At 58.9% G+C, this 23660-nt stretch carries 28 protein-coding genes and 1 tRNA gene; 13 read left to right on the plus strand and 16 right to left on the minus strand.

Translation table 11 applies throughout. The features are described 5' to 3' along the window. Window position 1: 1 nt before the first annotated feature. From BCF46_RS05535 to BCF46_RS05545, 3 genes are all read right to left on the minus strand, one after another. Window positions 2-1819: an ABC-F family ATP-binding cassette domain-containing protein gene (locus tag BCF46_RS05535; protein ID WP_121022584.1), complete on the minus strand. Its 1818-nt coding sequence runs from the start codon at window positions 1817-1819 to the stop codon at window positions 2-4. Window positions 1820-1860: 41 nt separating this feature from the next. Continuing rightward, window positions 1861-2598 carry a GNAT family N-acetyltransferase gene (locus BCF46_RS05540; protein ID WP_121022586.1) on the minus strand — a complete coding sequence of 246 codons (738 nt, stop codon included), beginning with the start codon at window positions 2596-2598 and terminating at the stop codon, window positions 1861-1863. 92 nt (window positions 2599-2690) lie between these two features. Next, window positions 2691-3161 (minus strand): outer membrane protein assembly factor BamE, encoded by a 471-nt coding sequence (locus BCF46_RS05545; RefSeq protein ID WP_121022589.1) that lies wholly within the window; start codon window positions 3159-3161, stop codon window positions 2691-2693. A gap of 104 nt (window positions 3162-3265) precedes the next feature. Here BCF46_RS05545 and BCF46_RS05550 point away from each other — a divergent pair, with 104 nt between their 5' ends. The 8 genes from BCF46_RS05550 to BCF46_RS05585 all read left to right on the plus strand — a co-directional run bounded on the left by BCF46_RS05550 (window position 3266) and on the right by BCF46_RS05585 (window position 9037). Beyond that, window positions 3266-3808 carry a YceD family protein gene (locus tag BCF46_RS05550; RefSeq protein ID WP_121022591.1) on the plus strand — a complete coding sequence of 181 codons (543 nt, stop codon included), beginning with the start codon at window positions 3266-3268 and terminating at the stop codon, window positions 3806-3808. A gap of 183 nt (window positions 3809-3991) precedes the next feature. After that, complete coding sequence (rpmF, locus tag BCF46_RS05555) at window positions 3992-4198, plus strand: 50S ribosomal protein L32 (RefSeq protein ID WP_073140558.1); 207 nt, start codon at window positions 3992-3994, stop codon at window positions 4196-4198. Window positions 4199-4221: 23 nt separating this feature from the next. Continuing rightward, window positions 4222-5337, plus strand: a complete 1116-nt coding sequence (gene plsX / locus BCF46_RS05560) for a phosphate acyltransferase PlsX (RefSeq protein ID WP_121022592.1) — start codon at window positions 4222-4224, stop codon at window positions 5335-5337. Between the two features lie 2 nt (window positions 5338-5339). Further along, window positions 5340-6311 (plus strand): beta-ketoacyl-ACP synthase III, encoded by a 972-nt coding sequence (locus BCF46_RS05565; RefSeq protein WP_121022594.1) that lies wholly within the window; start codon window positions 5340-5342, stop codon window positions 6309-6311. 111 nt (window positions 6312-6422) lie between these two features. Beyond that, window positions 6423-6725: an integration host factor subunit alpha gene (gene ihfA / locus BCF46_RS05570; protein ID WP_121022596.1), complete on the plus strand. Its 303-nt coding sequence runs from the start codon at window positions 6423-6425 to the stop codon at window positions 6723-6725. Window positions 6726-6751: 26 nt separating this feature from the next. Then, window positions 6752-7714 (plus strand): MerR family transcriptional regulator, encoded by a 963-nt coding sequence (locus BCF46_RS05575; protein WP_121022598.1) that lies wholly within the window; start codon window positions 6752-6754, stop codon window positions 7712-7714. A gap of 96 nt (window positions 7715-7810) precedes the next feature. Then, window positions 7811-7887: transfer RNA gene (locus tag BCF46_RS05580), tRNA-Pro, on the plus strand. A gap of 58 nt (window positions 7888-7945) precedes the next feature. Continuing rightward, a complete protein-coding gene (locus tag BCF46_RS05585; RefSeq protein ID WP_211332778.1) occupies window positions 7946-9037 on the plus strand; it encodes a 2'-deoxycytidine 5'-triphosphate deaminase in 1092 nt (363 codons plus the stop codon). Here the strand turns inward: BCF46_RS05585 and BCF46_RS05590 are convergent. From BCF46_RS05590 to BCF46_RS05625, 8 genes are all read right to left on the minus strand, one after another. After that, the gene (locus BCF46_RS05590; protein WP_245989865.1) at window positions 9034-9945 is read right to left on the minus strand and encodes a DMT family transporter; all 912 of its coding nucleotides are present in this window, start codon (window positions 9943-9945) and stop codon (window positions 9034-9036) included. The genes BCF46_RS05585 and BCF46_RS05590 overlap by 4 nt on opposite strands. A gap of 73 nt (window positions 9946-10018) precedes the next feature. Continuing rightward, window positions 10019-10219, minus strand: a complete 201-nt coding sequence (locus tag BCF46_RS05595; protein ID WP_121022601.1) for a hypothetical protein — start codon at window positions 10217-10219, stop codon at window positions 10019-10021. Window positions 10220-10255: 36 nt separating this feature from the next. Further along, entirely contained in the window at window positions 10256-10903 is a 648-nt protein-coding gene (scpB, locus tag BCF46_RS05600) for an SMC-Scp complex subunit ScpB (protein WP_121022603.1), read from the minus strand. Next, complete coding sequence (locus BCF46_RS05605; protein ID WP_121022605.1) at window positions 10904-11698, minus strand: segregation and condensation protein A; 795 nt, start codon at window positions 11696-11698, stop codon at window positions 10904-10906. It lies immediately after the preceding gene. 3 nt (window positions 11699-11701) lie between these two features. Next, window positions 11702-12694 carry a glycoside hydrolase family 3 N-terminal domain-containing protein gene (locus BCF46_RS05610; RefSeq protein WP_121022607.1) on the minus strand — a complete coding sequence of 331 codons (993 nt, stop codon included), beginning with the start codon at window positions 12692-12694 and terminating at the stop codon, window positions 11702-11704. 61 nt (window positions 12695-12755) lie between these two features. Then, window positions 12756-13700 carry an SPOR domain-containing protein gene (locus BCF46_RS05615; RefSeq protein WP_121022609.1) on the minus strand — a complete coding sequence of 315 codons (945 nt, stop codon included), beginning with the start codon at window positions 13698-13700 and terminating at the stop codon, window positions 12756-12758. 87 nt (window positions 13701-13787) lie between these two features. Then, on the minus strand, window positions 13788-15530 hold the full coding sequence (gene argS / locus BCF46_RS05620; protein ID WP_121022611.1) for an arginine--tRNA ligase: 1743 nt from the start codon (window positions 15528-15530) through the stop codon (window positions 13788-13790). 136 nt (window positions 15531-15666) lie between these two features. Further along, complete coding sequence (locus tag BCF46_RS05625; RefSeq protein ID WP_121022613.1) at window positions 15667-16839, minus strand: deoxyguanosinetriphosphate triphosphohydrolase; 1173 nt, start codon at window positions 16837-16839, stop codon at window positions 15667-15669. 149 nt (window positions 16840-16988) lie between these two features. Here BCF46_RS05625 and BCF46_RS05630 point away from each other — a divergent pair, with 149 nt between their 5' ends. Then, window positions 16989-17402, plus strand: a complete 414-nt coding sequence (locus tag BCF46_RS05630) for a SpoIIAA family protein (RefSeq protein ID WP_170157868.1) — start codon at window positions 16989-16991, stop codon at window positions 17400-17402. Between the two features lie 75 nt (window positions 17403-17477). Next, on the plus strand, window positions 17478-17807 hold the full coding sequence (locus BCF46_RS05635) for a HesB/IscA family protein (protein ID WP_121022617.1): 330 nt from the start codon (window positions 17478-17480) through the stop codon (window positions 17805-17807). 62 nt (window positions 17808-17869) lie between these two features. Here BCF46_RS05635 and BCF46_RS05640 read toward each other — a convergent pair whose 3' ends face one another. From BCF46_RS05640 to BCF46_RS05650, 3 genes are all read right to left on the minus strand, one after another. Continuing rightward, window positions 17870-18055: a hypothetical protein gene (locus BCF46_RS05640; RefSeq protein ID WP_121022619.1), complete on the minus strand. Its 186-nt coding sequence runs from the start codon at window positions 18053-18055 to the stop codon at window positions 17870-17872. A 161-nt stretch (window positions 18056-18216) separates the two neighbouring features. Next, complete coding sequence (locus BCF46_RS05645; RefSeq protein ID WP_121022620.1) at window positions 18217-18420, minus strand: hypothetical protein; 204 nt, start codon at window positions 18418-18420, stop codon at window positions 18217-18219. A 179-nt stretch (window positions 18421-18599) separates the two neighbouring features. Then, on the minus strand, window positions 18600-18881 hold the full coding sequence (locus BCF46_RS05650) for a hypothetical protein (protein ID WP_121022622.1): 282 nt from the start codon (window positions 18879-18881) through the stop codon (window positions 18600-18602). Window positions 18882-19097: 216 nt separating this feature from the next. Between BCF46_RS05650 and xth the strand changes: the two genes are divergently transcribed. After that, window positions 19098-19880, plus strand: coding sequence for an exodeoxyribonuclease III (gene xth, locus BCF46_RS05655; protein WP_121022624.1), 783 nt, complete (start codon window positions 19098-19100; stop codon window positions 19878-19880). Here xth and BCF46_RS05660 read toward each other — a convergent pair. Then, the gene (locus BCF46_RS05660; protein WP_121023264.1) at window positions 19877-20467 is read right to left on the minus strand and encodes a LysE family translocator; all 591 of its coding nucleotides are present in this window, start codon (window positions 20465-20467) and stop codon (window positions 19877-19879) included. The two genes, xth and BCF46_RS05660, sit on opposite strands and share 4 nt — an antisense overlap. A 76-nt stretch (window positions 20468-20543) precedes the next feature. Further along, window positions 20544-20966 carry an RNA polymerase-binding protein DksA gene (gene dksA / locus BCF46_RS05665; protein WP_121022626.1) on the minus strand — a complete coding sequence of 141 codons (423 nt, stop codon included), beginning with the start codon at window positions 20964-20966 and terminating at the stop codon, window positions 20544-20546. A gap of 216 nt (window positions 20967-21182) precedes the next feature. Between dksA and BCF46_RS05670 the strand changes: the two genes are divergently transcribed. Both BCF46_RS05670 and BCF46_RS05675 read left to right on the plus strand, forming a co-directional pair. Further along, on the plus strand, window positions 21183-22022 hold the full coding sequence (locus BCF46_RS05670; RefSeq protein WP_121023265.1) for an AAA family ATPase: 840 nt from the start codon (window positions 21183-21185) through the stop codon (window positions 22020-22022). A 268-nt stretch (window positions 22023-22290) separates the two neighbouring features. After that, window positions 22291-23655, plus strand: coding sequence for a DUF2927 domain-containing protein (locus BCF46_RS05675; RefSeq protein WP_121022629.1), 1365 nt, complete (start codon window positions 22291-22293; stop codon window positions 23653-23655). Window positions 23656-23660 lie beyond the last annotated feature (5 nt).

The raw sequence follows: 23660 nt of genomic DNA on the forward strand, positions 1-23660 counted from the left end.
TTTATCCTGCCTTTTCTTCCAGCATCATCCATTCTTCTTCGGCGGCGTCGAGGACGGCCTGCCGTTCGACCAGCGCATCCGTGGCCTTTTGGAATTTGGCCGGATGGTCGGTGAACAGGTTCGGATCAGACAGGAACTCGACCAGTTTGGCAATCTCTGCCTCCAGACGCTCCATCTCGGCGGGCAATGCCTCCAAGCGGTGCTTCTCGGTGAAGGACAGCCCCCCGTCGGATTTCTTTTCCTCGGCTGCCTGACGCCCTTTTTCACGGCGCGTTTGCGCGGGCTTGTCGGATAGGACGGTGTCGTCCCCGCCTTCGGTGGCCTGCGACTTGTAGTCAGACCAGCCCCCCGCATAAACGGTCGCCTTGCCGTCCTTTAGGGCCACAGTGGTCGAGGCCACACGGTCCAGAAAATCACGGTCGTGGCTGACCAAAATGACCGTGCCGTCATAATCCGAGATCAGTTCCTGCATCAAATCCAGCGTTTCAATGTCCAAATCGTTGGTCGGCTCATCGAGGATCAGCAGGTTGCTTTCCCGCGCCATGATCCGCGCCAACAACAGCCGCGCTTTCTCGCCGCCTGACAGGGATTTCACGGGCGCGCGCGCTTGCGCCTCGTCGAACAGGAATTCCTTCAGGTAGCCCACCACATGTTTCGGCGTGCCGCGCACCATGACGTGATCGCCCTGCCCGCGCACGCGGGTGGAGGGGTCTTCGGTCATCGCGGACCACAAGGTATCGTCGGGGTTCAGCGCGTCGCGGTTCTGGTCGAACACGGCCATTTCCAAATTGGTGCCCATCTTCACGGTGCCGCTATCCGGTGCAACCTCGCCCGTCATCAGTTTCAACAGCGTGGTTTTACCCGCGCCGTTCGGGCCGACCAACGCGATGCGGTCACCGCGGTTCACCTTCAACGAGAAATTTTTCACGATGGTCTTGTCGCCGAACGCCATGGAGACGTCCTCCATCACAAACACCTGTTTGCCGGATTTCGGCCCTGCCTCCAACGCCATTGCGGCAGAGCCTTGGCGTTTGATCTGGCTGGCTTTTTCCGCGCGCAGGTCTTGCAATGCCCGTACGCGGCCTTGGTTGCGCTTGCGCCGCGCCGAGATGCCTTCGACAGCCCAGCGGGCCTCCGCCTTGATCTTGCGGTTCAGTTTGTGGCGTTGCTGGTCTTCCTCTTCCCACATCTTGTCGCGCCATTCCTCGAAACGGTCGAACCCCGTCTCCTGACGGCGCACCTGTCCGCGATCCACCCACAGCGTCGCGCGGGTCAGCGCGCGCAGAAAAGCGCGGTCGTGGGAGATCAGGATGAAGGCGGCACGGGTCGAGGACAGATGCCCCTCAAGCCATGCAATCGCTTCGATATCCAGATGGTTGGTCGGCTCGTCGAGCAGCATCAATTCCGGCGCCTCGGCCAGCAGTTTCGCCAAGGCCGCGCGGCGACGTTCCCCGCCGGAGGCCGCAGAGACCTCGGCCTCAAGGTTCAGCTTCAACCCTTCAGCGGCGCTCAAAAGCTTGTATTCCTCGCTCGGGTCCATGTCGCTCAACGCGAAATCGCCCAGCGTCGCAAATCCCGTCAGATCGGGGTGTTGGTGCATATATCCCGTGGTCACGCCCGGGGCGAGGAACCGCGCGCCCGCGTCAGGCTCGATCAGCCCGCCCATGACCTTCATCAAGGTCGACTTGCCCGACCCGTTGCGGCCCACAAGGGCCACGCGGTCACCGGGCTGAACCACAAGGCTCAGGTCTGAAAACAAGGGATCGCCGCCGAAGGTCAGCGATATATCGGTGAGTTGCAAATGAGGTGTACGTGCCATGGGACCACCCGCTACGGCGTCGCGGCAATGGCGTCAACTGGTCAGCCCGCCACAACGCGCAAAAGCTTCTTGCGCGCGGGCGGAATGGCCTTGATTTCCAGCCCGGTGAACACATGCAACGTGTTCATGTCGCGATCCACCACCGCGTGATCACTGACCCAGCCGCCCATCAGCAGGTAGGTGCGTAGCAAGGGCGGCATGGCTTTCATCGCCGCCTTCAAGTCGGGACGACGCAGTCGAAGTTTGCGGGCGAAAGGAAATACGAACGGCGCTTTGACACGCGGCAGCCAGCGTTTGGGCCCCAGATGGCGGTCTTTCAACAGCGAAAACGCGTCCAGATAGGCATCCTCCGACGTGCCTTTGAACGACGAGCAACCAAACAACATCTCGATCCCGGCATCGTCGACATATTTGGTCAATGCTCCCCACGCGACACGCAGAATATCTGGATCAGCATAGTCTGGGTGAACGCAGAACCGGCCCATCTCCACCATCGCGCCGTCAAATTCCGCCAATTGGGCGAGGCCATAATGTTGTGCAGAATAGCTTTGCTCAATCCCGCGGCCATTATCGAGTGGCATGAGGCGAAAACTGCAAACCAGCGCGCCGTTAGACTGATCCTCGACCAACATATGCAGGCAAAGCGCGTCAAAGGCGTCTTTGTCCAGCCCCACGCGGGCGTCTCGAAACGCCAAGGCGCGCAGCCTTTGTGCCGCTTCGACATCGGCAGGTCCGTCCGCAAAGCGGGCGACATAGCGGCCTTTGCTTAACAGTGGCATAACATCGACCTCCGGACGCCCCGAACATGAGGCGGCTCCCTACTGATCACATAGGTATCATAGTCGTGCGTGCGCAAGGCCGCGGCAGCGTATCAGCCGCCCAGAGCCTCGCTCACGTTGATCCGGCCGAAGTTGCGGATAATCTGGCGAATGAAGGTCACGTCGCGCACGGTCGTTTCGGTGACACGGCGCGACAGCGTGATGACGCGGCCATTCTCCAGCCCGAAACGCTCGACGTTTTGCAACACATCATCATCGCTAAAGCGCAACGCGACGACCTCGCGATCAACCTCTTGCGGTTTTTTATACGCGAAGTGGCGCATCTTACTGCCGACATAGAACCAGTCGCCACCACGCAAAACGCCTGATGAGGATGGCTTGCCAATCAAATCTTCCACAGTTCCGCGCGTATCGACGCCGACCGTTAGGGTCTGCAAGTCTTCTTCGACAGGAATATATCCGTGGTTGCGGATGATCTCCGAGCAGCCTGCAACAACCAACAGCACCGTTGCTGCGACCAGCTTCACCAGCCGTGAGGCCTGCTTGTTCTCACCGTGCCGCATGCGCGACCCCCGTTTTTTGTTCGTGTCTTGCTCTACTCGGGCCCTAGGGCTTAGAGAAGGACTTACAGAAGGACGCGCAAGTGATCAAGAAAGATAGCTCCCCTATGGCCAAGACAACCGTGCTACGTTTGGCGGATCTCCCCACCCGTAAAGACACCCAGATCAGCTACACCCCCGACGCCGAGGCCATGAAACGGCTTGCGACCGAGATGGATGTGAGCGCCGTGCGTAAGATGCGCCTTGAAGGCACGCTCCAACCACTCGGAAAAAAAGACTGGCAATTGCAGGCCCGCCTTGGGGTCACCGTAGTGCAACCATGCGTTGTGACGTTAGAGCCAGTGACCACTCGCATCGAGGAGCCTGTTTTTCGGCAATACCTTTCTGACTGGGAAGCCCCGACAAGTGCCGAGGCCGAGATGGACGGCGATGACATCTCCGAGCCATTGCCGGATGCACTAGACCTTGCTGAAATCGCCGCCGAGGCATTGGCAATGGCTTTGCCCCGCTATCCTAGGGTCGAAGGGGCGACACTGGATCAAACCGATTTCACCGAGCCGGGAAAAGCGCCATTGACCGATGAGGATGTGAAGCCATTCGCTGGTCTTGCGTCGTTGAAGTCAAAGCTGGAAAACCCCAAGAAGAACTGACCTTGCGTATAACCGCAGCGAATCTCTTGCCAAACGCAACGGAATGGGTATTTTCCGCGCTTCTTTAGATTATGGCTCTGGACGTGCCGCACCTGAGGCGTTAGACGCCCACGGAACGCCGTCGACAGACGCTACATTGACACACGGGCCAACGATGGCCCCTTAAACACCAAAGGTTGAGACATGGCCGTCCAGCAGAATAAAGTATCCAAGTCGCGCCGCAACAATCGCCGCGCCCATGACGCGCTGGTGGCTGCGAATCCAAACGAGTGCAGCAACTGCGGTGAGCTGAAACGCCCACACCACGTTTGCCCGTCTTGCGGCCACTACGCAGAGCGCGAAGTTGTCGCTCTGGCGAACGAAGTCGATCTGGACGACGACGCCGCTTAAGCCTAGGCTGCGTCGCAACAATAATGCGACAAACAGGCAGGCTTCCGGTGGGTTCAACTGACACAGTCATCTCTATTGACGCTATGGGCGGGGACTTGGGCCCCGCCGTTGTCGTTGAGGGTATGGCAAAGTCTGCCGCAATAAACCCTGATCTTCGCTTTATCGTGCATGGCGACCGCGCCGAGCTGGAAAAGCATATCGCAAAACGCGGCATCACTGACCGCTGCGATATTCGCCACACTGATGATGTGGTCACCATGCATGAAAAACCGTCCCACGTGATGCGGCATGGCAAGAACACGTCAATGTGGTCGGCCATCGACGCGGTGCGCGCGGGCGACGCCACCGTCTGCGTCAGCTGCGGCAATACCGGTGCGCTGATGGCGGTTTCCATGATCCGGCTGCGCAAGGTGCCCGGCGTGAACCGCCCCGCCATTGCCTGCCTCTGGCCGTCACGCAACCCGTCCGGCTATAACGTGATGCTGGATGTGGGCGCAGATATCCGCGCCGATCAGGATGACCTGCTGCAATATGCCCTGATGGGTCTCAGCTATGCCCGCAACGGCTTCGGCCTTGCCCGCCCCCGCATCGGACTGCTGAATGTCGGCACCGAGGAACACAAAGGCCGCGCAGAGCTTAAAGTCGCCCATGAGATGATCGAAGCCGCCGCGAAATACAATGATTTCGAATATGTCGGCTTCATCGAAGGTGGAGACATCCCGTCCGACCGTGTCGATGTGATCGTGACCGATGGGTTTACAGGCAACGTGGCCCTCAAAACCGCCGAAGGCACCGCAAACCTGATTTCCGGCAGGATGCGTGAGTCGTTCCAACATTCACTCTTCTCGCGCTTCGCAGCCTTGCTGGCCTATCCGGCCTTGCAACGGCTTAAAAACCGTATCGACCCGCGTCAGGCGAATGGCGGGGTTTTCCTGGGCCTCAATGGCACCGTGGTAAAATCCCACGGATCAGCCGATGCCACTGGCGTCTCGGCGGCAATCAAACTGGCGGTGCAACTGGCGCAATCAGGATTCGGTGAGAAGCTGGCAGCGCGGGTTGCATCCATTTCCGAAGCGGGCCAATCTGCAGAACCAGCTTCCACAAAGCCAGATGCGACAAAGGGCAAATCCAGCACATGAGCATGATCCGTTCCGTTTTGCGTGGCATGGGCCACGCCCTGCCCGAACGCGTCGTCGAAAACGCCGAGTTTGAGACTTGGATGGAAACGACCGACGCATGGATCAAGTCCCGCTCGGGCATTGAGCGCCGTCATTTCGCCGCCGAAGGGCAAACAACCTCCGATTTGGCCACCGATGCCGCGCGCGCAGCCCTTGCAGATGCGGGCATGGAGGCCGAAACACTCGACGCGATCGTCGTCGCCACCTCGACCCCCGATACAACTTTCCCCTCCGTCGCGACCATGGTTCAGGGCAATCTGGGCATGAAAAGCGGCTTTGCCTTCGACGTCCAAGCCGTCTGCGCGGGCTTCGTGTTCGCCATGTCCAACGCCGACGCGCTGATCAAATCCGGTCAAGCCAAACGAGTGTTGGTCATCGGCGCCGAGACCTTCTCGCGCATCATGAACTGGGAAGATCGCACCACTTGCGTGTTGTTCGGCGACGGTGCCGGTGCCGTGGTTCTGGAAGCCGCCGAGGGCGATGGGACCCCGCAAGATGCAGGAATCCTCGCCACCGACCTGAACTCTGACGGCACCTATCGCGACCTGCTTTATGTCGATGGTGGCGTCTCCAAGACCCAAACCACTGGCGTGCTGGTGATGCAGGGCAAGGAAGTCTTCCGCCACGCCGTCGAAAAGCTGGCGAAGACGGCCGAAACCGCGCTGGAGAAGGCTGGATTAAGCGAAGCAAACATCGACTGGGTCGTGCCGCATCAGGCAAACCTGCGCATCATCAAGGCGACCGCAACCAAGATGAATATCCCCATGGATCGGGTCGTTGTGACCGTACAAGACCACGGAAATACCTCCGCCGCATCGATTCCCTTGGCCCTGTCCGTCGCCAAGTCACAGGGCAAATTCGTCCCCGGTCAACTGTTGGTTATGGAGGCTATTGGTGGCGGTTTGGCGTGGGGTGCCGTGGTTTTGCGCCTCTAAGGCGTGAAAACCCGCTCAAACGGCGCATAAAGCGCGCAATCCAAGCCCTTGATATTGACTCGGAAATTCCCCCAAGCCTATCGTCTTGAAAACAATGACAAGGGGGACGACATGACTGCCAAAACATTGACCCGCATGGATTTAAGCGAAGCCGTGTTCCGAGAGGTCGGCCTGTCGCGCAATGAAAGCGCCGATTTGGTCGAAAGCGTGCTTAAGCACATGTCCGACGCGCTCGTCACTGGCCAGCAGGTCAAGATCTCGTCTTTCGGCACATTCTCGGTCCGCGAAAAGTCCGCTCGGGTCGGCCGCAACCCCAAGACCGGCGAAGAGGTTCCGATCCATCCCCGCCGCGTGCTGACATTCCGTCCGTCGCACCTGATGAAGGACCGCGTGGCGTCGGGCAACAAGGCCTGACCCGCCGATAAGAAAGGTCTGATTTTATGGCGACCAAAGCCCGCGATGCGTTCCGCACCATTTCCGAAGTGGCCGACTGGCTGGATGTGCCCGCACATGTGCTGCGCTTTTGGGAAAGCAAGTTTAGTCAGATCAAACCGGTGAAACGCGCCGGTGGCCGCCGCTATTACCGCCCCGACGACATGCTGCTGATCGGCGGCATCAAGAAGTTGCTGCATGACGACGGCATGACCATTCGCGGCGTGCAGAAAATGCTCAAAGAGGACGGGATCAAAGCCGTCAGTGCCATTTCGCAATCTCTCGATAATGTGGACGAGGCCGCATCCCCGCGCACTCTACAACGCAAAGCTGCGATGCCCGATATCGAAGACGCAGTCGAGGAAACGGCTCCCGAAGAAACAGCCCCTGCGGAAGAACAGGAAGCCGTTGCAGCGTGGGAGGCCGACGCCAAGGAAGAGACAAAAACCCCAACCGAACGCGCTCCGCTGGAACTCGACGCTCCCGCGGCGCAAGGTGACACCAAGACTTCTGAGCCAGAAGTCGACGCGGAAGATGCCCCGGAGGCCCCCTTCATCGATGTGGAAGAAGAGCCGCAAGTCGGGGGCGATAACATCGTGGAGCTGCCAGCACGTACAGACTCTGAGCCAGAGATCGCGACCACGCCAGAGCCGGACGACGAGCAGCCACAGGCTGAACCCGACGATACTGATGTTGCAGTGGAGAAGGTTGAACCGGTTGCAGCTAAACTCGCACAAGCTGACGAGGCCCCAGCCGAGCAGACGCCACCCCAAGCCGCGCCGGACACCCCCTCGCCCGAGGCTGTGCTGGAGAACTTCAAGCTCTCCGAGGCGCAGTTGGCAGCTCAAGCTTTGAAACGAAAGCTGCGCAGCACCCGATCCGACAGGCTCAGCGCTCAGGGGCTGGCACCGCATGTTGCGCGCCTGCAAGCGCTGCGCGACCGGCTTGCTCGCGATCTGTCCGGCCAATAGGCGGCTGTGCGCCGCGATGTTTCCTTCGGCCCCGCAATATTCTGGCCAAAGCCCTTGCCACCGCTTGGAATTTGGCTATGACATGACGCCATTAGTCGGGCTATGGCGCAGCCTGGTAGCGCGTCCGTCTGGGGGACGGAAGGTCGCAGGTTCGAGTCCTGCTAGCCCGACCAATAACAAAACGCCCGTGTGCTCAAGCGCCGGGCGTTTCGTGTATTCAGGGGGACGATGATGTCAGAGTTCAATCGGGGCGTGCTCGCCGATCATCAGATGCAGGCGATGATAGCATCAGGTGCCATCACTGCCGAAGAGCCGATCACCGACGGTCAAATCCAGCCTGCCTCTCTTGATTTGCGCCTAGGCACCCACGCCTACCGCGTCCGCGCGTCGTTCCTGACGGGCCGCGATCATCCCGTGGAGCGTCGCCTCAAAGATTTCACCATGCACCGGATTGACCTGACCGACGGGGCCGTTTTGGAAAAAGGCTGCGTCTATGTAGTACCGCTACTGGAACACCTTGCCCTACCCCGCGACATGTCCGCCGCCGCTTCCGCCAAATCCTCCATCGGGCGTCTAGATCTGCTGACCCGCGTCATCACCGACCACGGCGTCGAGTTCGACCGCGTGCCTGCGGGCTATGTCGGCCCGCTCTACGCAGAAATCTGCCCCCGCTCTTTTTCTGTTGTCGCCCGCAGGGGGCAAATGCTGAACCAGATCATCTTCCGCGTTGGCAAAACCGTCATGGACGACGATGAGTTGCGCACGCTTCACGCGGCCTCTCCCGTCGTGTCCGGCGAGGCTGTGATCTCCGATGGATTGGGATTTTCCGTCGATCTGAAGCCGACCAAGGGTGACCTGGTCGGCTACCGCGCCAAGCCCCATACTGGCGTGATCGACCTTGATAAGCTCGCCCATTACGACCCGTCCGAATATTGGGAGGAGATGCACACAAACGAAGGCCGCATCATCCTTGATCCCGGCGCATTCTATATCCTCGTCAGCCAGCAAAGCATTGTGATCCCACCGAATTGCGCAGCTGAAATGGCCCCTTATCTGGCCATGGTAGGCGAATTTCGCGTCCACTACGCGGGTTTCTTCGATCCCGGCTTCGGGTACTCTAGCGCAGGCGGCACAGGCTCACGCGGGGTGCTGGAAGTGCGCTGTCACGAGGCGCCATTCGTGTTGGAACACGGCCAAACCGTTGGCCGTTTGGTCTATGAACATATGTCAGAGGTCCCGACCCAGCTCTATGGCGTGGACATCAAGTCAAACTACCAAGGCCAAGGCCTAAAGCTGTCCAAACACTTCAAAGCACCCGCCTAAGTGCGTTTTGCCGCCAGCCGCTCGCGGTTCAGCGTATATACACCCGTTGCCACAATGATCAGCGCGCCGACCCATGTCCACAAATCGGGCAGATCACCAAACACAATCCAGCCGTAGAATGTGCCCCAGATCAGCAGCGAATACATCACCGGCGCGACCACCACAGCTTGTGCAACCTCTAGCGCCTTGATCACCAAGACTTCCGCCACTGCCGCCATAAGCGCGATGCTGACAAGCAAGACCATCTCCAACCCCATCTGTGGGGTCTGCCAGACGAACGGCAGCGGAATGGTCAGCAAAGCACTGCCGACGATTGCGGTATAGGCGACCGTTGTTTGCACCGGATCGGCACCAGATAACGCCCGCGACAAGACCTGCCTGCATGCGAAAGCCGCCGCCGCAACGAGCACCAGACCAACCGCGGGATGCAGAACCCCCATCCCCGGACGCATGACGATGAGTGTTCCCGCAAACCCGATTACAACCGCGACCCATCGCCGGATGCCGACCGGTTCTCGTAAGATCAATGCGCCCATCAACGTGACGATAAACGGAGCCACAAAGCTGACCGCCACGGCATCCGCCAAAGGCACGTAACTCACTGCAACGATAAACAAAGTTGCCGAGGTCGCCGCCAAAACCCCGCGACCGATCTGAAGCAGGGGCTTTCGGGTGTGCAGTACAGAAACCCCTCGCAACGCGATTAAGATCAGGACGCCCAAAAACAGTCCGAGCTGGCGCGACCAGACGATCTGGACCGGGTGTAAGCTGTCGGTTAGAAATTTGGCCTGCGTATCCACCGCTGAAAACAAAAACATGCCGCCCGCCATGTAAGCAATGCCGCGCGTGGAGTCCCCGTGGGGCTTCAACGGTTTGACCGTGATCGGCGTCGCTGTGGGGATGGGCATGGAAGCTCCTTCGCCGTCACGCTAGGCGCGGATGGTCAGAGGGTCCAGCCAAATTCGCAAGTAAATGAGGGGTTTAGAACCGCCCGATCCGGCGGCTCATCCGCACCGCCTGTTTGGCGCGTTTAGAGGTCTTTCCAGCGGCTTGGCGTTGCTCCGGCGTCAGGTCTTTTCCGCCCTGCCCGCGCTTGGCCGCAACATCGATGCCCTTGTTGATCCCCATATTGATCAACCGGCGCGTCACCATACGGATCACCATGTTAATAATCTGGTTCATCTCACCACTCCTAATACGCCCCTCGATTGATAAGGCTTAATCCTCGAAAAGCTCGTTCTGGCCTTCCGGGCTTTCATCTTCGTCATCCTCATCATCGCCGTTCAACGCCGCCCCGGGCAGCGGACGATTGTCCAGCAATCCGGCAGAGCGCAGTTCTTTCAAGCCCGGCAAATCACGCGCATTTTCCAAGCCGAAATGATCAAGGAAGTTTTGAGTCACCACAAAGGTCACAGGACGCCCGGGTGTCATGCGACGGCGGCCAAACCGGATCCATTCCATCTCGATCAGCTGGTCCACCGTCCCGCGCGACACCGACACGCCGCGAATTTCCTCGATCTCCGCACGGGTCACCGGTTGATGGTAGGCCACGATCGCCAACGTCTCGATCGCCGCACGCGACAGTTTGCGCGTCTCGACGGTTTCTTTTTGCATCAGGAAGCCCAGATCACCCGCCGTGCGCATCGCCCAAGCATCCCCAACACGCACCAAATGCACGCCGCGCCCCTCATAGCGCTTTTTCAGATACACCAACGCCTCTGCGGGGTCGGCGCCATGGGGCATCCGGTCCGACAATTCCTTTATCGTCACGGGTTCTACCGAGGCGAACAATATTGCCTCTACCATGCGTTCCTGTTCGCCCATGGGAGGTGCTTCGAACAGTGACTCTTCTTTTGTTTCAGACATTTAACTGTCCTTCTTGCGAATTTGTATCGGGGCAAAGGCGTCACCTTGCCGTAATTCCAGCTGACCCTGTTTGACCATTTCAAGAGAGGCCGCAAAAGTCGCTGCTGTCGCTGAGCGGCGCTTCACCGGATCCGTTTCCCAGCCCTCCGGCAGCCACGAATTCAGATCCGACCAGTCACCCGCATAGCCGATCAGGCTGCGCATCCGGTCCAAAGCCTGCTCCATGGTGAACACTTTCTCGCGGTCCATCACAAAGGGGCGGAACTCGTCCTTGGTCTTGATCCGCGCATAGCCTTGCATCAGGTCCAGCAACGTCGCCGTATAGGTCACCTTACGCACCCGTGTGACGTCTTCAGGCAGGCCACGGGCAAAGAAATCACGCCCCATCTGGTCGCGTGCCATCAGCTTGGCCGACGCCTCGCGCATCGCGCTCAGACGCTCCAGTTGGAATGCCAGATGCGCAGCCAATTCTTCGCCCGACGGGCCGTCTTCGGTCGGATCGGGGGGCAGAAGCAGGCGGGACTTCAAGAAGGCGAGCCATGCCGCCATCACTAGGTAGTCCGCCGCCAATTCCAGTCGCAGCGCCTTGGCTTGCTCAATGAAGACCAAATACTGTTCGGCCAGATGCAGGATGGATATCTTGCGCAGGTCCACTTTTTGAGTACGCGAGAGTGTCAGAAGCAGGTCAAGCGGCCCTTCAAAACCATCAACGTCGACGATCAACGCCTCCGCCGCCAAGCGCGCCTCGACGGTGCCCTCAGTCCACTGGTTCTCGGTCTGATCCTGCTCGCTCATACGCTACCCTGCAACTAGGGTGCGAAACTCCGCTTCGAGCGCCGAAATGTCAATATCTGTTGGGTTTTTGCGGTGTTTTAGCGCCCGCTCCGCCCGCTCTCGCCCAGCCCTGGTCATCGGCCCGCAGGCATCTGCGACCGCCTGCATTTCTGCCATGTTGCCGTTACAATGCAACGCGACATCGCAGCCTGCATCCAGCGACGCGCGCGCGCGCTCGGCAACGGTGCCCGACAAGGCTTCCATGGAAATATCGTCGGTCATGATCAGATTGTCGAACCCGATATCCTCGCGGATCATAGTCATCGCCTTGGGCGAAGTCGTGGCCGGCAAGTCATCGATGCACGGGAACACAATATGCGCCGTCATACCCATCGCCATATGGGTCAGGCGTCTAAACGGCTCAAAGTCCAGCGCGTCCAATTCATCGCGCGGCACATCGACCCTCGGCAATTCCTTATGCCCGTCGACCACCGCGCGGCCATAGCCCGGAATGTGTTTCAGGACCGGAAGCACACCACCATCCAGCAAGCCAAGTTCTGCTGCAAGGCACATCTCCACCACTGTATCAACATCCGAGCCGTAGCAGCGATTGCGCAAGACAGGGTGGCTTTCGGGCCAAACTACGTCCGCCAGTGGCGCGCAATTCACGTCGATACCGACCTCAAACAACTCTTCCGCGATCATCCGGTTGCGCAGATACATCGCCCGCGCCGCATTTTTTCCTGCCATTGCCATCTGATCCAAAGCTGGCGGGTATTCCCGCCATACCGGCGCGCGCATCCTTTGAACACGGCCGCCTTCTTGGTCGATAAGGATCGGGGCATTCCATCCAACCGCTGCCCTCAACTCCGATGTAAGCGCCGATAGTTGGGCGCGATCTTCGACATTTCGGGCGAAAAGGATGAATCCCCAAGGATTTACACTTGCAAAAAACCGACGTTCCACCTCAGAGAGCCTTAGCCCCTCGCAGCCAAAAATATATGCGCCTGAGGGCATTGCAGTCACCTCTTAAACTTTGCGCGTCCTGTGCCCTTGCACAATACGAACATACAGCCTCTTAGCGGGCCAATACGGGGATACAGGCGGCTTTCCCTGCGACCAAAACTGCACAAAAGCGTCGGGAGGCATTCAAATCATCGAAACCGACCGCGCGCAGGCGATAGAATTTTCGTCCGCCCGAGGTGGCTTCCTGTATGACGCGCGACTTGCCCTCGATGTAATCTTCGAACCGTGCGGCGATCTTATCCCATTCCGCACGTGCGGTCTTGGCATCGTCAAACGCGCCCAACTGCACCAACCGGGTTCCCGAGGCGATGCTTGCAGGGTCGACATCTTGCGTCGCGTCGCCCCCAACCGCCGATGCGGCTGAAGCTGCCGCGGCCTGTGCTTGCAGCGCGGCCAGATCGACCTTTGGCTTGCGTGTTGGGACGGGCGAACGTTTCACACCCGGAACTTTGGGATCAAGGATCGGGCGCGCAAGGTCTTCGGTGGGGGGCGCGTTGTCCAGCGGCTCAACCCCTTCGGACACCCGATCCACCAATGCCAACGCTTCCGCAACGGCGTCATCCGTGTTGATTTCGGTATTGAGTGACACAACAGTGCCAACGGCTTCCTCGACCACACCCTCGGCTTCGACCTCAATCTCACTCGACGGCGCAACAATCGCGTCTTCCTGCGATAGGTCAATCGGCTCCGGCGCAAGGATCACTTGCGGTGTCGGCCCCTCGGCTTCGCCTTCGGATTGCACGGAATTTACAGCCAAACCAGTATGTTGCGCCAACTGGCCACCAGGATCAGCGGGCTGCACACGGGCCGGTCCTTCCAGTGCCCGGATCACAGGCACATCGGTGACGTCGCGCACGGTCAATTGATAGCCCCAGACGGCCAACCCAAGCACCAATACCACGGAGCTGCCAGCGCCCACGAGGTTCATCATACGCGAAAAACCCCCTTGTTGCGGGGTCGCAGGCGCCTCAAACGCGCCGAATTCCAGATCTGCCATACTCGCCTCTCCGCCCCCGAATTGATTTCGGGTGGTCTGTCTTTAAGCCTGCTCGTGGCTCCTGAACCGGGCGCGGATCATTAAACGTCAGCGCATCTCTTCGGCAGGAGCTACACCTAGAATACCAAGACCTGCGGAAATAACAATCGCCGTGGCACGTGCGAGGGCGATTTTTGGCAAACTCGCGCTTTCACTGTCCTGCAAAAAGCGCAGTTCAGGCACATCGTTGCCCCGGTTCCACAGCGCATGCAGCTCTCCGGCCAACTCATAGAGGTAGAACGCGATGCGGTGCGGCTCGTTGGTACGGGCCGCTATCTCCACCAAACGCGGCCATTCCGCCAGCTTCGTCGCCAGCTTCAATTCGGCCTCATGGGTGTTGCCCGACAGGTCCACCTTGGCCAGCGCCGCGTCGGACACATCCCAGCCTTCGGCCTGCGCCTTGCGCAGCACCGAACACACCCGCGCGTGCGCATATTGCACATAGAAAACGGGGTTATCTTTCGATTGTTCCAACACTTTGGCGAAGTCGAAATCCAACGGCGCGTCTTGTTTGCGGGTCAGCATCACGAAGCGCGTCACATCCGCACCCACCAGGTCGACCACATCGCGCAAGGTGACAAAGGTTCCGGCCCGTTTCGACATCTTGAACGGCTCGCCATTTTTGAACAGGCGCACCAGTTGCGTCAGCTTGATATCCAGCGACACGCGCCCGTCCGACAGTGCCGAGACCGCTGCCTTCATCCGCTTCACATAGCCGCCGTGATCCGCACCAAACACGTCGATCAGCTCGTCAAAGCCGCGTTGCACCTTGTCATAGTGATAGGCGATATCAGGTGCGAAATAGGTCCATGCCCCGTCCGACTTCTGGATCGGGCGATCCACATCATCCCCATGCGCGGTGGAGCGGAACAGCATCTGTTCGCGCGGCTCCCAATCTTCCGGCACCTTGCCCTTGGGCGGCTCCAGCGTGCCACGATAAATCAGGTCCTTGCCTTTGAGATCAGCAATCGCCGCCTCGATCTGGCCTGTGCCATAAAGCGACTTTTCCGAGTAAAACACGTCCATCTCGACGCCCAAAGCCGCCAGATCAGCGCGGATCAGCTCCATCATCGCGTCGGTGGAAAACTCACGGATGTCTTCCAGCCAGACCTGCTCACCCTTGCCCACATAGGCGTTACCCACCTTGGCTTTCAGGTCCTCGCCAACCTTGACCAGATAATCGCCGGGATAGGTGCCGTCCTCGAACGCCACCTCTTGGCCATGCGCTTCCAGATAGCGCAAATAGACAGACCGCGCCAAGACATCGACCTGCGCGCCGCCATCATTGATGTAGTACTCGCGCGTCACATCGTAGCCCGCGTAGTCCAGCAAGGACGCCAGCGCGTCCCCGAAAACCGCGCCACGGGTGTGGCCCACATGCAAAGGCCCTGTCGGGTTGGCGGAGACATATTCCACATTCACCTTCCGGCCCGCCCCCAACTCGGAGCGCCCGAAAGCCGTCCCGCTATCGAGTGCGCCCTGAACCACATCGGCCCAAACGCCGGTCTCCAAGCGCAAGTTCAAGAACCCCGGCCCGGCCACTTCCGCCAAAGCCACACGGGCGTCAGCCATCAGCTTGCCCGCCAAGGCTTCCGCAATCTCGCGCGGGTTTTTCTTGGCGGGTTTCGCCAGCACCATCGCGGCGTTGGTCGCCATGTCGCCATGTGCCGCGTCGCGCGGCGGCTCGACTGCCACATTGGCAAAATCCAAGCCCTCAGGCAGCAAGCCCTCAGCCACCATGGCCTCTAGCGATGCAATCACAACGGTGCGAATGTCAGAAAACAGGTTCATCGTCTTACCTCATTAGTCCCGCGCGGTTTACCACGCCTAGATGCGCGGTCCACCCCATCATTGCTTCAAAAATACCTCGGGGGTTTGGGGGCAGCGCCCCCATCAAACAAAAGAGTGCGCGCAGCGCCCATTTTGGCTACTCGCGCTCCACCACATAACTGTCGGCAGCCACCCCGCCAATCAGCCGCTCATGCTCTTGCAACGCAAAGCGATCCGTCATCCCCGCAATGTAATCCGCCACGATCCGCGCCAATGCGGTCTCGCCGTCCGCGTCTTCCACATCCTTGCGCCACTGCTTGGGCAGCAAATCCGTCTGTGTCATAAACAACGGGAACAACTCATCCACCACCCGGGTCACCTGCACGCGCATTTCCACCACGGCAGGCGCGCGGTACATGCGGGTGAACAGGAATTCGCGGATCACTTTCAACTGAGCCCACACATCCGGCGAGAACTGCACCATCGCGCGCCCTGCCCCGCGAATATCCGCCACGGATGTCGGCTCCAACGCGCCCAACCGCGCTTTCGCCACGGCAATCACATCCTCGACCAGCACGCCAAAGAACCGGCGCAACGCTTCGTGACGGCGGCGATAATAATTCAGCCCAGGATACAACTCGTCCACCCGTGCAAAACACGGACCAACCAAGGGCAATTCTGCTAATTCATCCGTCGAGAACAATTCCGCCCGTAGCCCGTCATGCAGGTCGTGGTTGTTATAGGCGATGTCATCCGCCAAAGCCGCCACTTGCGCCTCGGCGCTGGCATAGGTGCCCAGTTCCAGATCATGCCGTGCGGAGTATTCAGTCAACGCAAACGGCAAATCGCCGGTCACCGGCCCGTTATGCTTGGCGATCCCTTCCAGCGTCTCCCATGTCAGGTTCAACCCGTCCCATTCGGCATAGTGACGCTCCAGCGAGGTCACGATCTTCAGCGCCTGCGCGTTATGATCAAACCCGCCATAGGGCGCCATCAACGCATCCAGCGCCTCCTCGCCCGTATGCCCGAACGGTGTGTGGCCCAGATCATGCGCCAAGGCGACGGCCTCGGTCAGCTCCTCGTTCAACCCCAACACGCCGGCAATCGTCCGCGCCACTTGCGCCACCTCGATCGAATGGGTCAGCCGCGTGCGGAAATAATCCCCCTCATGCTCGATAAACACTTGGGTTTTATGCTTCAGACGCCGGAACGCGCTGGCGTGAATGATCCGGTCCCGGTCGCGCTGAAAGCAGGACCGGAAGGTGCTTTCGTCCTCGGGGTAAAGCCGTCCGCGGCTTTCACTTGGATGGCAGGCATAGGGGGCCAGCATTGGGGTTTCCTCGTTCTTCTTTTTCCATGTCCTACACCACCGTGCCCCCCGTGACGAGAGCGCGCACCCCGTTGCGGATCGCCGCAGCCAAGCCCATATTTATGGGGCGAACAGGACTTCCTTACCCCTGCCCGAAAGGACACGAGACCATGTTCACCGTAGAGACCCTTGCCCCCGACCTTCTGAAAGTTGAAATTGGTGGAAAGATCACCGCCGAGGAAATGTCGAGCGGCCTTGATACCTTGCTACCATTGACCTCCGCCATGGCCGACGGCCGGATGCTGGCGCTTTACCACGATATTGAATTTCCTGAGGCCGGTGCGATCCTTGAGGAAATGAAACGCCTGCCCCAGTTGTTCGGCGTGATCGGCAAGGTGAAAAAGGTGGCCCTTGTGTCAGACCAGAAATGGATCCGCGATATGGCAATGCTTGAAGGCAAGATCATTCCGGGCATGACCATCCGCAGCTTCGAGTTCAAAGACCGCGCGCAGGCCGAAGCCTATCTGGACATGGCCGACGCATCGGACGGCGACGATGACGACACCGAGAATTTTCCGGTCTGACGCCTGAACGTCTTGAGATACCCCGTCGCTCGCCTTACCTTCTAGACAAACGCGCACTCATATAGGATGCGAGCGATGGAACTCACCCTGCCCCCCAAAGTCACTGACCGCGCTTTCGAGCGGTTGGCCGAAATCGGTGCGTCCGGTCAAGGCCAAGCCCTGCGCGTCGCCGTCGATGGCGGCGGCTGTTCGGGTTTTCAGTATGACATCAAGCTCGACACACCCGCCGAGGACGACCTGATCCTGTCGAAAGACGGGGAAACGGTCGTGGTGGATTCCGTGTCGCTGCCCTTTCTGGCCAATGCAGTTATCGACTTCTCGGAAGAGTTGATCGGCGCGCGCTTCGTGATCGAAAACCCCAACGCCACATCATCTTGCGGCTGCGGCACGTCTTTTTCGATGTAGCCAAACGCAAAAAAGGGGCGCCGCTTTTCAGCGCGCCCCAACCGAATGGCAATTCCCAGCACTTACATCTCGCGTTTGTACTCTTCCAAGGCCGCATCCCATGCCGGAGAACTCTCCAACATTTCAGCGTCAAACGGGATGAAATAGAGCCCCTGTATGGCCCCACGTGAAACCTGTACGTCCTCGGATTCGGGAACTCCACAGGCTGTCAGCGCCAATACGGCGCCCAGTACCAGAACTACTCTCATTGTCTGCCTCATGCAGTGTTTTGTTTTTATTTATTATTTGTGTCTTATGTAGAATCAGAACACGCAAATGGGGCGCAAATGTGACTTTGCCCCCGAATCAGCTGGTCAGCTGTGTCTTCTCAGCCACAAAAGAATGGCCCGAGAAGCTATGAGTTTCGACCCTACCGCCGCATGGACCGCACTAAAGATCGCTGCAGAGACACACGTCTGACCATAATGTCCGTCGGCCTCGCAACCTTTGTGGTCATTACGACTTTCGATCCGTCTGCGCGTGTCACGATTTCAACATAGGTCACCGTCTTGGCGCTTACAGCGCCGGTCAGTGCCATTGTGGCAGCTGCAACGAAGGGGATCAGGCGTTTCATGGCGTCTACCTTACAATCTGGTCAACAAGCGTTCTACCCATCAATCGCGGCGCGAATGCGTCAGTCACAGGGTCATTTCAGGGTCGCAAGTTAAAGTATACCACAAAAGCCCGAGGCAAAAACGGCCACGCCGGTGCACCCTAACGCGGCCGTTTAGATATCGCCTGCAGATTAATCTGTCAGGCGACTTCGCCTTTCACTGCGTCAGTTACAGCGTCCGGTGTCTCTTGTTTCTCGTCGTTGATCCCGCCGGTCGGCGCAGGCAAGGCCAGCGCCTCGTCCGGCATTTGCTCAGGCAGGTGCAACTCAACATGTCCGGTCACGGGATCCAGTGTCACGCGCGGTTTAACCGGCAATCCGTCGATCGCACTGTTCAACTCCGAGATAATGCGTTCAAAGTTCTGACGTTGGGTTTCCACCACAACTTCTTTCTCACGACCTCGAAACAAAAACTTGAGCATTGCGCACTCCCCGCGTGACAGACATCGATTCCTTAAGAGTTATATTGGCGCTTTGCACCCGGCACTGCGGGGAAAACCCGCGTAATCGGCGCATATCCGCAAATACCCGATCCCTTGCGTCCGTTTTTACGCACCAGAGCCCCGCAAGCGGGCAGCGCGCCCCTTGCCCCTGACCGCGCCTTGCGGGATACCTTGGGCGCACAGGGGGCCACATCCATGAAAATTGCGACGTTCAACATAAACGGCATCAAGGCACGCATTAACGCATTGACCGACTGGTTAACCGAAACACAGCCCGATGTCGCCCTGCTGCAAGAGATCAAAACCGTCGATGAAGGCTTCCCCAGCCAGCATTTCGAAGACATGGGTTACAACGTCGAAACCCATGGCATGAAAAGCTTCAACGGGGTCGCGATCCTGTCCAAGCTGCCCTTGGAGGACGTCACGCGCGGCCTGCCCGGCGATGACACTGACGAGCAAGCCCGATGGATAGAGGCCACCGTCGTCGGAAATGAACACGCGGTTCGGCTGTGCGGGCTGTATCTGCCCAACGGCAACCCGCGACCCGGCCCCAAATACGACTACAAACTCGCTTGGATGGAGCGGATGTATGCCCGCGCGCAGCACCTCATGGCAGACGAGATGCCCGCGATGATGGCAGGGGACTACAATATCATTCCGCAAGCCATTGACGCCGCCCGCCCCGACGCGTGGCGCGAAGATGCCCTGTTCCACCCTGACAGCCGCGCCGCCTATCGTCGCATTCTAAACCTCGGCTTCACCGAAGCTTTCCGCACCCGCAACCCCGCACCCGAGCAATACAGCTTTTGGGACTACCAAGCGGGTGCGTGGAACAAAAACGACGGCATCCGCATCGACCATCTGCTGTTGACGCCACAAGCCGCAGACCTGCTGAAGGACTGCCAGATCGATCGCGAATATCGCGGACGCGAAAAGCCGTCGGACCACGTTCCTGTCTGGGTGGAGCTTGCCGCCTAAAAGGCGCTCCACGCGGCCAAACCAACAACCGCCAGCATGGCCAACGCCATCCCAACATTGATCACCCGCTGCGTCTGCGGCGGCAGCGCCATTCGCTTGACCGCACTCCCCGCCCAGAGCCACAGGAAGTGGATCGCCAGCCAGATCACGTTGATGATCGCAAACTTCGTGGCCACCTCCATCCCGTAGGCGTCGGGGAAGATCGGGAAGCCGGAAAACAGCGTGGTATTGACCACATATGCCTTCGGGTTGACCGCTTGCAGCAGCAACCCGTCGCGCACACCGGGTTGCCGGCTCGCGGGTGAAAAGGCAATATTTGACCCCGCCAACGCAATGCGCGCGGCCAGATACAGCAGGTAGCAAGTTGACACCCCCAGCAAGACCAAGCGGATTACCGGGTTTGCCAAAACCAACGCGCCCAGTCCGGTGACAACCGCCAAGGCAACAAGGTTCGTGCCGAAAAACAACCCCGTCAGATAGCGCAACCCCGAGCGGAACCCGAACGCAGCCCCCACACCGGCTAAGGACAACACCCCCGGCCCAGGGGTTATTATCAGTAAGAAGATGGCGGCGGCAAAGTTCAGCACGGCAAGCTCACAAAGAAAAACCGCCGGCACGTTGCTGTACCGGCGGCTTTTACAGTGAACAGATGTTCAAAAATGATCAATCGTCGCGATGGACTTTTTCGCGGCGCTCGTGGCGTTCTTGGGCCTCGAGGCTCATTGTCGCGATCGGACGCGCATCAAGACGCTTCAGAGAGATCGGATCACCAGTCTCGGCGCAGTAGCCGTACTCACCTTCGTCAATGCGGCGCAGTGCGGCGTCGATCTTGGAGATCAATTTCCGCTCGCGATCGCGGGTCCGCAACTCCAACGCCATGTCGGTCTCTTCCGACGCCCGATCGGCGACGTCCGGAATGTTGCGCGTGCCGTCTTTCATGCCTTCGATAGTCTGGGCGGTCTCTTCCATAATGGAAGCCTTCCAGTCTGTCAGTTTGCGGCGAAAATACTCGGTTTGACGATCGTTCATGAACGGCTCGTCTTCTGCCGGTCGATAATCATCGGGTAGAAATGCTTCGGCTTTCATCCCAGTTCCTCACTTTAGTGCGTGCAAAGTGTTTGAGTGCGACTCAATACCAAACACGCTTAAACTTCCCTGCGTCCTCGTAACCGAAGCTCCCCCCCTTGTCACGCATATAAGGACCGTTAAAAGAGCGTTAGCGCGATCAATTATTCGTTAATCAACTCCACGTCACAGAGGCTTGTTTTGCTTATGGATTCTACGTCGACCCCTGCCCGCCCGCTGAAGTTCACAGGCACAGACAGTTATGTGGCGACCGATGATCTGACCGTTGCAGTCAACGCCGCCGTCACGCTGGAGCGCCCGCTGCTTGTCAAAGGCGAACCCGGCACCGGCAAAACCGAGCTGGCGCGTCAGGTCTCGGACGCGCTTGGGCTGGAAATGATCGAGTGGCACATCAAGTCTACCACCAAGGCGCAACAGGGATTGTACGAGTATGACGCTGTATCGCGCCTGCGCGACAGCCAGCTCGGCGACGAGAAAGTGCATGATGTCGCCAACTACATCAAGCGCGGCAAACTGTGGCAAGCCTTTGAACGCGAAGAAAAATGCGTGCTGTTGATTGATGAGATCGACAAGGCCGACATCGAGTTTCCGAACGACCTGCTGCAAGAGCTCGATCGCATGGAGTTCCATGTCTACGAGACCGGCGAGACGGTCAAAGCCCGCCAACGCCCCATCGTCATCATCACCTCCAACAACGAAAAAGAACTGCCCGACGCCTTCCTGCGCCGCTGCTTTTTCCACTACATCCGCTTCCCCGATATCGACACCATGCGCGCCATCGTGAACGTTCACTTCCCTGGCCTGAAACCTGCATTACTCACCGCCGCGCTGACGCAATTCTACGAGATCCGCGAGACCAATGGTCTGAAGAAAAAACCGTCTACATCCGAGGTGCTGGATTGGTTAAAACTGTTACTGGCGGAAGACTTAACTGCGGAAGATTTGAAACAGAACGGAGCATCTGCGTTACCACGCCTGCACGGCGCCTTGTTAAAGAACGAACAAGACGTACATCTGTTCGAGAGGCTAGCCTTCCTTGCACGGGGCCAGCGGTAACGGCACTGCGAACGGAAACAATAGCCCGCAAATTGCCCAATTCGTCCCTAACTCGCGCCTTAAAGAGACGATTTACAGGACGCTAATCGAGCAATAGGCGGGATAACTCCGTGAAGATCAGATCAGTGCGCCAATTACGGGCCAGAGTTATCGACCATGGTGCTGCGCCGATACGTGGACTGTCGCGGAATTGTGTCCACAGCGCCACGATGCCGGCCCTATGCGCAAATTCCTCACCAGATCGTGAAAACGGGGGTATAACCCTCTGATGCGCCGCTTAGCGATTCCAATTCTGTGCCTCATGGCCGCCTGTGTGCCCACCTCTGATAACGAGGTGGCAGGACGCAGTGCCCCTGTGGCAACGTCACTGCCGCCGATGAAGACCTTTACCAGCCAACGCGCTGGCGGCGTTAGCAGACCTAATTCCCAAATCGTCCAAGATTTTCTAGACCTGACCTTCCAGATGGAAAGTGGCCGCCCGCTGCCTTGGCTGACCAAATTCGAAGGCCCGATCAAAGTTTCGGTCACCGGACAGGCCCCCGCCTCGCTTGAAGGTGATCTTGCCCGCCTGCTGGCGCGCCTGCGCTCCGAAGCTGGTATCAACATCTCCCGCGCTACGCGTGGCGAAGAGGCCCAAATCATCGTCGAGGCGATCCCGCGCAAGACGTTGCAAAAAGCTGTACCGCAAGCTGCGTGCTTCGTGGTTCCGAACGTTAACGGCTGGTCCGAATTCAAACGCAATCGCGGCAATGGCAAAACCGACTGGACCCGCCTGTCCAACCGGAAAAAAGCAACCGTCATCATTCCGAACGACGTGTCCCCACAAGAGGTACGCGATTGTTTACACGAGGAAATATCGCAGGCCCTTGGCCCGTTGAACGATCTCTATCGCTTGCCTGATAGCATATTTAACGATGACAACTTCCACACCATCCTGACCGGCTTCGACATGCTAATCTTGCGTGCCTACTACTCACCGCAACTCAAAAACGGCATGACCAGAGGGCAAACCGCCCGTGTTCTGCCTGGCCTTCTCAGCAGCCTGAACCCGCGCGGCAATCGCGCTACCAATGCAGGTGCCAACCGCACCCCCAAGCAATGGAACGACGCAATCACCTCCGCCCTTTCCCTGCGCACGTCGCAATCGCAACGTGCTTCCTACGCAGCGAAAGCGGTAAAAATTGCGCAAGCGCAGGGCTGGAAAGACAATCGCCTCGCCTTCTCGCTGTTCGTGCAAGGCCGCGTGTCACTGGCGACCAAGCCGGAAACCGCTATCTCGGCCTTCGTGCAGTCCGGCAACATCTACAAGCAACTCTATGGCGCGTCGGTCCATTCCGCCCACGTCAACACCCAGATGGCCGCTTTTGCGCTGTCTTCTGGTCAACTCGAAGTCGCGATCCGCTTGACCGATGAAAGCATCCCGTCCGCGCGCAACTCGTCCAACGCCGCTCTTCTGGCGACGCTTCTGATGATCAAGGCCGAGGCGCTCGAAGCTTCGGGCCGCGACGATCAGGCCCGCCGCGTCAGGCTCGACAGTCTGGGTTGGGGCCGCTATGGCTTCGGCTCGGAACGCAATGTGCGGGCGCGGTTGAATGAGATCAAAGCATTGGCCCCCCGCCGGGTACGGAGCTAGGCACT

It is taken from the genome of Litoreibacter meonggei (assembly GCF_003663885.1).
GTDB lineage: Bacteria > Pseudomonadota > Alphaproteobacteria > Rhodobacterales > Rhodobacteraceae > Litoreibacter > Litoreibacter meonggei.